The organism is Actinomadura sp. BRA 177 (assembly GCF_013372625.1).
Lineage (GTDB): Bacteria > Actinomycetota > Actinomycetes > Streptosporangiales > Streptosporangiaceae > Spirillospora.
The window spans coordinates 1-10,447 of the sequence record NZ_JABXFD010000152.1 but is presented as its reverse complement, the minus strand read 5'-3'; the positions used below and the strand labels follow the sequence as shown (position 1 = coordinate 10,447).

The 10,447-nt window shown below is 68.5% G+C and carries 12 protein-coding genes and 1 pseudogene; all 13 read left to right on the top strand.

What is annotated here, in order from left to right; genetic code table 11:
- A pseudogene (locus tag HUX53_RS04655) lies at window positions 1-1,258 on the top strand (hypothetical protein); the annotation flags it as partial.
- 533 nt (window positions 1,259-1,791) lie between these two features.
- Window positions 1,792-2,166 carry a 30S ribosomal protein S12 gene (rpsL, locus tag HUX53_RS04650; protein WP_089324469.1) on the top strand — a complete coding sequence of 125 codons (375 nt, stop codon included), beginning with the start codon at window positions 1,792-1,794 and terminating at the stop codon, window positions 2,164-2,166.
- On the top strand, window positions 2,166-2,636 hold the full coding sequence (gene rpsG, locus HUX53_RS04645; RefSeq protein ID WP_021597494.1) for a 30S ribosomal protein S7: 471 nt from the start codon (window positions 2,166-2,168) through the stop codon (window positions 2,634-2,636). Before rpsL ends, rpsG begins: the two co-directional genes overlap by 1 nt.
- Window positions 2,637-2,676: 40 nt before the next feature.
- Entirely contained in the window at window positions 2,677-4,788 is a 2,112-nt protein-coding gene (fusA, locus tag HUX53_RS04640; protein ID WP_176401929.1) for an elongation factor G, read from the top strand.
- Window positions 4,789-4,963: 175 nt separating this feature from the next.
- The gene (gene tuf, locus HUX53_RS04635) at window positions 4,964-6,157 is read left to right on the top strand and encodes an elongation factor Tu (protein WP_176401928.1); all 1,194 of its coding nucleotides are present in this window, start codon (window positions 4,964-4,966) and stop codon (window positions 6,155-6,157) included.
- 108 nt (window positions 6,158-6,265) lie between these two features.
- Window positions 6,266-6,574 carry a 30S ribosomal protein S10 gene (gene rpsJ / locus HUX53_RS04630; RefSeq protein ID WP_018657599.1) on the top strand — a complete coding sequence of 103 codons (309 nt, stop codon included), beginning with the start codon at window positions 6,266-6,268 and terminating at the stop codon, window positions 6,572-6,574.
- 13 nt (window positions 6,575-6,587) lie between these two features.
- Window positions 6,588-7,238 carry a 50S ribosomal protein L3 gene (rplC, locus tag HUX53_RS04625; RefSeq protein WP_176401927.1) on the top strand — a complete coding sequence of 217 codons (651 nt, stop codon included), beginning with the start codon at window positions 6,588-6,590 and terminating at the stop codon, window positions 7,236-7,238.
- Window positions 7,235-7,837: a 50S ribosomal protein L4 gene (gene rplD, locus HUX53_RS04620; protein WP_176401926.1), complete on the top strand. Its 603-nt coding sequence runs from the start codon at window positions 7,235-7,237 to the stop codon at window positions 7,835-7,837. The genes rplC and rplD overlap by 4 nt, the downstream gene beginning before the upstream one ends.
- Window positions 7,838-7,849: 12 nt before the next feature.
- On the top strand, window positions 7,850-8,149 hold the full coding sequence (gene rplW, locus HUX53_RS04615) for a 50S ribosomal protein L23 (RefSeq protein ID WP_176401925.1): 300 nt from the start codon (window positions 7,850-7,852) through the stop codon (window positions 8,147-8,149).
- Between the two features lie 42 nt (window positions 8,150-8,191).
- The gene (gene rplB / locus HUX53_RS04610) at window positions 8,192-9,025 is read left to right on the top strand and encodes a 50S ribosomal protein L2 (RefSeq protein ID WP_176401924.1); all 834 of its coding nucleotides are present in this window, start codon (window positions 8,192-8,194) and stop codon (window positions 9,023-9,025) included.
- Between the two features lie 12 nt (window positions 9,026-9,037).
- Window positions 9,038-9,319, top strand: coding sequence for a 30S ribosomal protein S19 (rpsS, locus tag HUX53_RS04605; RefSeq protein ID WP_067807019.1), 282 nt, complete (start codon window positions 9,038-9,040; stop codon window positions 9,317-9,319).
- Between the two features lie 35 nt (window positions 9,320-9,354).
- Entirely contained in the window at window positions 9,355-9,735 is a 381-nt protein-coding gene (gene rplV, locus HUX53_RS04600) for a 50S ribosomal protein L22 (protein ID WP_176401923.1), read from the top strand.
- On the top strand, window positions 9,735-10,447 hold a 713-nt coding region (gene rpsC, locus HUX53_RS04595; RefSeq protein WP_309237050.1), incomplete at its 3' end, for a 30S ribosomal protein S3. The genes rplV and rpsC, both read left to right, overlap by 1 nt.

The following is a 10,447-nucleotide window of genomic DNA, read 5'->3' as shown; positions in this document are numbered from 1 at the left end:
GCCTCCGCCACCGCCTCCCTACGGCGCCCCGCAGGAGCAGCCGCAGTACGGGCAGCCGCCCGCCTACGGCCAGCCCCCGGCGCCGGGCGGTTTCACGCCTCCGCATGACCCGCAGCAGTACGTCCCACCGGGGGAGCAGCCGCAGTACGGCCAGCCCCAGCCCGGCTACGGCCAGCCGCCCCAGTACGAGCAGCCCCAGTACGGGCAGCCCCAGTACGGGCAGCAGCCTCCGCAGCAGCAACTCGGGTACCCGCAGCAGCCGATGCACGGCGCGCCGCAGGAGCAGTACGGGCAGCCGCCGTTCGGCGGGCAGCCCGGCGGCTTCCCACCGCCCGAGTCCGGCGCACCGGCCGAGCAGCCGCCGCAGGACGTCTCCGGCGACCGCACGGTGATCGTCCCCGGTCCCGCCGCCGGCACGCCCGAGCCCGAGCAGCAGCGGCCCCCGATCGACGACCAGGCGACGCTGCACTGGTCGCCCGGCACCGACGTCCCGGTCGCCACCGGCCCCGAGCGCCGGCAGGACCCGCCGGCCGAGCCGTGGCAGGCGCCGACGCCGCCGTCCACGCCCGAGCCGTGGTCGCCGGAGGCGCCGCAGCAGGGCGCGCCGCTGCAGGGGCAGGCCGACCACGAGCGGACGATGATGGTGCCGCCGCCCGAGTCGGGCTTCGGCGCGGGTTCGACCACGTCCGGCGCCTCGCCGTCGGTGGACGACCTGTACGCCCCGCCCGGCGAGAGCAATGTCGAGGACGCGCGCCCGACCGAGGCGTTCGACCCGTCCAAGCAGCGGCCCGCCGAGACCCCCGGCATGGCCGACAGCACCCGGCTCGACATCGGCCGGCAGCAGTGGGGCCAGCAGCAGCCGCAAGCACCCCAGCAGCAGCAGTTCGGCCAGCAGCAGCCCTACGGCCAGCCCGCCGAGCAGCAGCACCAGGCCTACGGCCAGCCGGGCGAGCAGCAGCAGTACGGCCAGCCGTACCAGCAGCAGGGCTACGGCCAGCCGGGCCAGTACGACCAGCAGGGCCAGCCCCAGCAGTACGGGCAGCCCGGCGAGCAGCAGCAGTACGGCCAGCAGCCCTACGGCCAGCCCGGTCAGTACGGTCAGCAGCCCCAGCAGGGCCAGTACGGGCAGCAGCCCGCCTACGGGACGGCCGGCGCCGAGGAGGGCAAGGGCGGCGGCAAGAACATGCTCTGGCTCATCGTCGGCGGCGTCGCGATCGTCGTGATCCTCGTGGTCCTGGTCGTCGCCTTCGTCCTCTAGACCGCCCGGCAGGTCCGCGGAGCCACCGCCCGAAATCGCGGTAAAGCTTCGCCCACGTCTTCCCAACAGCGGGAACGTGGGACACAATGCCGACGGGTGCTCCTCCCGGGGCTCGGCCTCGGGGACGGGAACATCCGTCGGCATTGCGCCGTTCATGAACTAGGGGACGAGCGTCCTCACCGCTCCGCGGGCTTGTGCCGCAGGGTCGCCCACGGTAGTGGCCTCTTTGTTTTGCACTTTGGCGTGCGGGTCGGTAATCTCTTCACTTGCGCCCGCTCTGCGGGCCACTGTGCGTGTGCGTCGGCGAGGCCGGTAGGCCAGCCCCAGCGCCGCATCTACTCCCCGGCTTGATTCGGCCCTTTGAGGGGCCGGGCGGTCTGTGTCGGTTTCGCGCGGGTGTATTTCCGTGAGCTGGCGACACGCCCGACCGCGTGGGTCGGAGAGGTCGGGAAACCGGCAGGTCACAGCCTCGCCTGAGGTGGTGATTGCAGCAATAAGACTTACCGGCTCGGTACGAGGAAGACGGAGACGCGGTGCCCACGATCCAGCAGCTGGTCCGAAAGGGCCGCCAGGACAAGGTGACCAAGAACAAGACGCCCGCGCTCAAGGGCAGCCCCCAGCGCCGGGGCGTCTGCACGCGCGTCTACACGACGACGCCCAAGAAGCCGAACTCCGCGCTTCGCAAGGTCGCCCGTGTCCGGCTGACCAGCGGGATCGAGGTCACGGCCTACATCCCCGGCGTCGGTCACAACTTGCAGGAGCACTCGATCGTGCTCGTGCGCGGCGGCCGTGTGAAGGACCTCCCGGGTGTTCGGTACAAGATCATCCGCGGTGCGCTCGACACCCAGGGCGTGCGGAACCGCAAGCAAGGCCGCAGCCACTACGGCGCGAAGAAGGAGAAGAGCTGATGCCGCGCAAGGGCCCTGCTGGCAAGCGCCAGCTGATCGCTGACCCGGTGTACAACTCGCCGCTGGTCACCGCGCTCATCAACAAGATTCTCCTGGACGGCAAGCGCTCCATCGCGCAGAGCATCGTCTACGACGCCCTTGAGGGCGCGCGCGAGAAGACCGGCAACGACCCGGTCGTCACGCTGAAGCGCGCGCTCGACAACGTGAAGCCGACCCTGGAGGTCCGCAGCCGCCGCGTCGGTGGCGCGACCTACCAGGTCCCCGTCGAGGTGCGGCCGGCCCGCAGCACCACGCTCGCCCTGCGCTGGCTGGTGGTGTACGCCCGGCAGCGCCGCGAGAAGACCATGACCGAGCGGCTGATGAACGAGCTGCTCGACGCGAGCAACGGTCTTGGCGCGTCTGTCAAGAAGCGCGAGGACACGCACAAGATGGCGGAGTCCAACAAGGCCTTCGCCCACTACCGCTGGTAACCCCGGCGAACTGCAACGACGAGACGACGCGAGGACGACAGTGGCTACCAAAACCGGTGTGGACCTGGCCAGGGTCCGCAACATCGGGATCATGGCCCATATCGACGCGGGCAAGACCACGACGACCGAGCGCATCCTCTACTACACGGGGATGAGCTACAAGATCGGTGAGACCCACGAAGGCTCCGCCACCATGGACTGGATGGAGCAGGAGCAGGAGCGGGGCATCACGATCACGTCGGCGGCCACGACCTGCCACTGGGCCGTGGACGAGACCGATCACACGATCAACATCATCGACACCCCCGGGCACGTCGACTTCACCGTCGAGGTGGAGCGCAACCTCCGGGTGCTGGACGGTGCGGTCGCGGTGTTCGACGGCGTCGCGGGCGTGGAGCCCCAGTCCGAGACGGTGTGGCGCCAGGCCGACCGCTACGACGTGCCCCGCATGTGCTTCGTCAACAAGATGGACCGGGTCGGCGCGGAGTTCCACCGCTGCGTCGACATGATCGAGAACCGGCTGAACGCGACCCCGCTCGCGCTGCAGCTCCCGATCGGCGCCGAGTCCGACTTCAAGGGCGTCATCGACCTGGTGCACATGAAGGCCCTCGTGTGGAACGAGGAGGCCAAGCTCGGCGAGATGTACGACACGCTCGACATCCCCGAGTCGCACGCCGAGCAGGCGCGCGAGTGGCACGACAAGCTCGTCGAGACCCTCGCGGAGAACGACGACGAGATCATGGAGCTGTACCTGGAGGGCGACGAGCCCACCATCGAGCAGCTCCACGCCGGCATCCGCCGCGCGACCATCGCCGCCAAGCTCACCCCGGTCACCTGCGGGACGGCCTTCAAGAACAAGGGCGTGCAGCCGCTGCTGGACGCGATCGTCCGCTACCTGCCCTCCCCGCTGGACGTCGAGGCCATCGAGGGCCACGCCGTCCGGGACGAGGAGAAGGTGCTCAAGCGCCTGCCGAGCGAGGACGAGCCGTTCTCCGCGCTGGCGTTCAAGATCGCGAGCGACCCGCACCTGGGCAAGCTGACCTTCGTGCGCGTCTACTCCGGCGTGATGGAGTCCGGCTCGAACGTGATGAACTCCGTCAAGGAGCGCAAGGAGCGCATCGGCAAGATCTACCGGATGCACGCCAACAAGCGCACCGAGATCGAGCGCGCGGGCGCCGGCGACATCGTCGCGGTGATGGGGCTCAAGCAGACCACCACCGGCGAGACGCTGAGCGACGACAAGAACCCGATCGTGCTGGAGTCGATGACCTTCCCGGCGCCGGTCATCCACGTCGCGATCGAGCCGAAGACCAAGGCCGACCAGCAGAAGCTGGGCACCGCGATCCAGCGGCTGGCCGAGGAGGACCCGTCCTTCACGGTCCGCACCGACGAGGACACCGGCCAGACCGTGATCTCCGGCATGGGCGAGCTCCACCTGGAGATCCTCGTCGACCGGATGAAGCGCGAGTTCAAGGTCGACGCCAACGTCGGCAAGCCGCAGGTCGCCTACCGCGAGACGATCAGCAAGAAGGTCGAGAAGGTCGAGTACACCCACAAGAAGCAGACGGGTGGCTCGGGCCAGTTCGGCCGCGTGATCATCGACCTGGAGCCGCTGGGCGGCGGGTCCGACGGCTACGAGTTCGAGAACAAGGTCACCGGTGGCCGCATCCCGCGGGAGTACATCCCGTCGGTCGACGCGGGCTGCCAGGAGGCCGCCGAGTTCGGTGTCCTCGCCGGCTACCCGATGGTGGGCGTGAAGGTCACCCTGCAGGACGGCGCCTACCACGATGTCGACTCATCGGAGATGGCGTTCAAGGTCGCCGGTTCCATGGCGTTCAAGGAGGCCGCCCGCAAGGCGTCCCCCACGCTGCTGGAGCCGATGATGGCGGTCGAGGTCACCACGCCCGAGGAGAACATGGGCGACGTGATCGGCGACCTCAACAGCCGCCGCGGTCAGGTCCAGTCCATGGACGAGCGGCACGGCATGCGCGTCATCAAGGCGCTCGTGCCCCTGTCGGAGATGTTCGGCTACGTGGGTGATCTGCGCAGCAAGACCCAGGGCCGGGCTGTTTTCACGATGCAGTTCGACTCCTACGCCGAGGTTCCCACGAACGTCGCGCAGGAGATCATCGCCAAGGCGCGGGGCGAATGATGAAAAATCTGCGAAGTCGGGCCGCCGCCGCCGAGAGTGCCCCGTGCGGCGGCGGGCGGCGGGTCGTCGAGCAGGTTTTTCATCAGGCGTAAGGCTCCGGGCCTGCCCACAGATCACACAGACGTACACCGAAGCGGTCGTCTAGACGGCCGAGGATCGCAACAAGGAGCAACCAGTGGCGAAGGCCAAGTTCGAGCGGACGAAGCCGCACGTGAACATCGGCACCATTGGACACATCGACCACGGTAAGACCACGCTTACCGCGGCGATCACCAAGGTGCTCCACGACAAGTACCCGGACCTCAACCCCTTCACGCCGTTCGAGGACATCGACAAGGCGCCGGAGGAGCGCGAGCGCGGCATCACGATCTCGATCTCGCACGTCGAGTACCAGACCGAGGCCCGCCACTACGCGCACGTCGACTGCCCGGGGCACGCCGACTACATCAAGAACATGATCACCGGTGCGGCGCAGATGGACGGCGCCATCCTGGTGGTCGCCGCCACCGACGGCCCGATGCCGCAGACCAAGGAGCACGTGCTCCTGGCCCGCCAGGTCGGCGTCCCCTACATCGTCGTCGCGCTGAACAAGTGCGACATGGTGGACGACGAGGAGATCCTGGAGCTCGTCGAGCTCGAGGTCCGCGAGCTGCTCTCCGAGTACGAGTTCCCGGGCGACGACGTCCCGGTCATCCGCGTCTCCGCCTACCAGGCGCTGCAGGGCGACGAGAAGTGGGCCGAGTCCATCGTCGAGCTCATGACCGCCGTCGACGAGAACGTGCCGGAGCCGGTGCGCGACACCGAGAAGCCGTTCCTGATGCCGATCGAGGACGTCTTCTCGATCACCGGCCGCGGCACCGTCGTGACCGGCCGCATCGAGCGCGGTGTCGTCAACGTCAACGAGACCGTCGACATCATCGGCATCAAGTCCGACTCGACCACGACCACCGTCACCGGTGTCGAGATGTTCCGCAAGCTGCTCGACCAGGGCCAGGCGGGCGACAACGTCGGCCTGCTCCTGCGCGGCATCAAGCGCGAGGACGTCGAGCGCGGCCAGTGCGTCATCAAGCCGGGCACGAACACCCCGCACACCGAGTTCGAGGCGCAGGTCTACATCCTGTCCAAGGACGAGGGCGGCCGGCACACGCCGTTCTTCAACAACTACCGCCCGCAGTTCTACTTCCGGACCACGGACGTCACCGGCGTGGTGAACCTCCCCGAGGGCACCGAGATGGTCATGCCGGGCGACAACACCGAGATGCGCGTCGAGCTGATCCAGCCCGTCGCCATGGAGGAGGGCCTCAAGTTCGCCATCCGCGAGGGTGGCCGGACGGTCGGCGCCGGTCGCGTCACCAAGGTCATCAAGTAGCACCTCTCGTAACGCGGCGGCCCACCCGCCGGGAACCCGGCAACTGGGCCGCCGCGTCACGACCACTGAAGTAACAGCGGCACTACAGCAAAGGACACCGAGGCCACCATGGCGGGACAGAAGATCCGCATCCGGCTCAAGGCCTACGACCACGAGGTCATCGACACCTCCGCGAAGAAGATCGTTGAGACGGTGACGCGGACGGGCGCCAAGGTCGCGGGCCCGGTGCCGCTGCCGACCGAGAAGAACGTGTACTGCGTCATCCGCTCGCCGCACAAGTACAAGGACAGCCGCGAGCACTTCGAGATGCGCACGCACAAGCGGTTGATCGACATCATCGACCCGACGCCCAAGACGGTCGACTCGCTGATGCGGCTCGACCTTCCGGCCGGCGTTGACATCGAGATCAAGCTCTAAGGGACGCACCGAGATGAGTACGCAGAGGAAGGGCGTCCTGGGCGAGAAGCTCGGCATGACCCAGGTCTTCGACGATGAGGGCCGGATGGTTCCGGTGACCGTCGTCCAGGCCGGGCCGTGTGTCGTCACCCAGCTCAAGAACCAGGAGCAGGACGGCTACACCGCCGTCCAGATCGGGTTCGGGCAGATCGACCCGCGCAAGGTGAACAAGCCGCGCACGGGCCACTTCGAGAAGGCCGGCGTCACGCCGCGCCGCTACCTCGTCGAACTGCGGGCGGACGACACCACCGGGTACGAACTCGGCCAGGAGATCACCGCCGACGTCTTCGAGGCCGGCCAGAGGATCGACGTGACCGGCACCAGCAAGGGCAAGGGCACCGCCGGTGTCATGAAGCGCCACGGCTTCAAGGGCCTCGGCGCCTCGCACGGCACCCAGCGCAAGCACCGCTCGCCGGGGTCGATCGGCGGCTGCGCGACCCCCGGTCGCGTCTTCAAGGGCCTCCGCATGGCGGGACGGCACGGCAACGCCCGTACCACCGTGCAGAACCTGACCGTCCACGCCATCGACGCGGAGAAGAACCTGCTGCTCATCAAGGGCGCGGTTCCCGGTCCCAACGGCGGCGTGGTGCTGGTCCGCGACGCAGTGAAGGGGACGGGCAAGTGACCTCCAAGCTCGACATCGACCTGCCCGCCGAGGTCTTCGACGCGAAGACCAGCGTGCCGCTGATCCACCAGGTCGTGGTGGCGCAGCTGGCCGCCGCGCGCCAGGGCACGCACGCCACCAAGACCCGCGGCGACGTCCGCGGCGGCGGCAAGAAGCCGTACCGGCAGAAGGGCACCGGCCGCGCCCGCCAGGGCTCGATCCGCGCGCCCCAGTTCGCCGGCGGCGGCATCGTGCACGGCCCGCAGCCGCGGGACTACACGCAGAAGACGCCCAAGAAGATGAAGGCGGCCGCGCTGCGCGGCGCCCTGTCCGACCGCGCCCGGTTCGGCCGGGTGCACGTCGTGGACGGGCTCATCGAGGGCGACGCCCCGAAGACGAAGACGGCGCTGAAGGCGCTGCGCGAGGTCACCGAGGCCAAGCGCGTCCTCCTGGTCCTGGACCGCGAGGACGAGCTGACCTGGAAGAGCCTGCGCAACGAGCCGAGTGTGCACGTGCTCGTCTCCGACCAGCTCAACACCTACGACGTGCTGGTGAACGACGACGTCGTCTTCACGAAGACGGCGTACGACGAGTTCATCTCGCGCGCGGCGAAGAAGTAAGGAGGGTCGAACATGAACAAGATCGCCGACCCCCGCGACATCATCATCGCGCCGGTCGTCTCGGAGAAGAGCTACGGGCTGCTGGACGAGAACAAGTACACCTTCATCGTCCGCCCGGACGCCAACAAGACGCAGATCAAGCAGGCCGTCGAGGCCGTGTTCGACGTCAAGGTGACGAGCGTGAACACGCTCAACCGGCAGGGCAAGCGCAAGCGCACCCGGTTCGGCTACGGCAAGCGCAAGGACACCAAGCGCGCCATCGTCAGCCTGGCCGAGGGCGAGCGGATCGACATCTTCGGCGGCCCGGCCTAACCGGCCGAGGCCCCGGAGCAGATAAAGGGATGAACGAAAAAGATGGGCATCCGTAACTACAAGCCGACGACTCCAGGGCGTCGCGGCTCCAGCGTGGCCGACTTCGTCGAGATCACGCGGGACGAGCCGGAGAAGTCGCTGCTGCGTCCGCTCCCCAAGAAGGGCGGCCGTAACAACCACGGCCGCATCACGACCCGGCACCAGGGCGGCGGGCACAAGCGCTCCTACCGCCTGATCGACTTCCGCCGGCACGACAAGGACGGCGTGCCGGCCAAGGTCGCGCACATCGAGTACGACCCGAACCGCACCGCGCGCATCGCGCTGCTGCACTACGTGGACGGCGAGAAGCGCTACATCCTCGCCCCGCGCGGCCTGAAGCAGGGCGACCGGGTGGAGAACGGCGCGGGCGCCGACATCAAGCCCGGCAACTGCATGCCGCTGCGCAACATCCCGACGGGTACGGTCGTGCACGCCATCGAGCTGCGCCCCGGCGGCGGCGCCAAGATCGCCCGCAGCGCGGGCGCCGGCGTCCAGCTGCTGGCCAAGGAGGGCAAGTACGCCACGCTGCGCATGCCCTCCGGCGAGATGCGGATGGTGGACGTGCGCTGCCGCGCGACGGTCGGCGAGGTCGGCAACGCCGAGCAGTCCAACATCAGCTGGGGCAAGGCCGGCCGGATGCGGTGGAAGGGCAAGCGCCCGTCCGTCCGCGGTGTCGCCATGAACCCGATCGACCACCCGCACGGCGGTGGTGAGGGCAAGACCTCCGGTGGCCGCCACCCGGTAAACCCCGCCGGTAAGAAGGAAGGCCGCACTCGCCAGGCGAACAAGTCGAGCGACCGGCTGATCGTCCGTCGTCGCAGCAAGAAGAAGCGGTAGGAGTCGCTCGTCATGCCACGTAGCCTTAAGAAGGGCCCCTTCGTGGACGACCACCTGATGAAGAAGGTGGACGTCCAGAACGAGAAGGGCACCAAGAACGTCATCAAGACGTGGTCGCGGCGCTCCATGATCGTGCCGGACATGATCGGTCACACGATCGCCGTGCACGACGGCCGCAAGCACGTCCCGGTGTTCATCACCGACGCGATGGTGGGACACAAGCTCGGCGAGTTCGCGCCGACGCGCACGTTCCGCAGCCACGTCAAGGAAGACCGCCGCAGCCGTCGCGGCTAGCAGGCAGAGCAGAGATCGTACGGAGAGGAACAGCGATGGAAGCCAGGGCCCAGGCGCGGTACATCCGCGTCACGCCCAGGAAGGCCCGCCGCGTGGTGGACCTCATCCGCGGCCTGCCTGCCGCGGAGGCTCAGGCGGTGCTGCGGTTCGCCCCCCAGGCTGCGAGTGAGCCGGTGGGCAAGGTGCTGGCGAGTGCCATCGCCAACGCCGAGCACAATTTCAAGCTCGACTCGGACACGCTCGTCGTGAGCCGTGCGTGGGTGGACGAGGGGCCGACGCTCAAGCGTTTCCGTCCCCGCGCCCAGGGCCGGGCTTACCGCATCAACAAGCGCACGAGCCACATCACGGTGGTCGTGGAGTCGCGTGAAGAGGCCACTGCGGCCGGCGGCGGTAAGAAGACGAGGAGGGCCCGGTAGTGGGTCAGAAGATCAACCCGCACGGGTTCCGGCTCGGCATCACGACCGACCACAAGTCCGTGTGGTTCGCCGACAAGCTCTACAAGGACTACGTCAAGGAAGACGTCCAGATCCGGCGCATGCTGCAGAAGGGCATGGACCGGGCGGGCATCTCCAAGGTGAACATCGAGCGCACCCGGGACCGCGTCGAGGTCAACATCCACACCGCCCGGCCGGGCATCGTCATCGGCCGCCGCGGCGCGGAGGCCGAGCGCCTGCGCGGCGACCTGGAGAAGCTGACCGGCAAGCAGGTCCGGCTGAACATTCTCGAGGTGAAGAACCCCGAGATCGACGCGCAGCTCGTCGCGCAGGGCGTGGCCGAGCAGCTGTCCAGCCGGGTCGCGTTCCGCCGCGCCATGCGCAAGGCGATCCAGTCCGCGATGAAGTCCGGCGCCAAGGGCATCAAGGTGCAGTGCGGCGGCCGCCTCGGCGGCGCCGAGATGTCGCGGTCGGAGTTCTACCGCGAGGGCCAGGTCCCGCTGCACACGCTGCGCGCCGACATCGACTACGGCTTCTACGAGGCCCGGACGACGTTCGGCCGCATCGGCGTCAAGGTGTGGATCTACAAGGGCGAGGCCGCGGCGACGCGCGCCGAGCGCGAGCAGAAGGCCGCGCAGCAGCCTGCCTGGCTCTTCTCCACATCTCACGCTGCCCACCAAGCGGCCACACAACG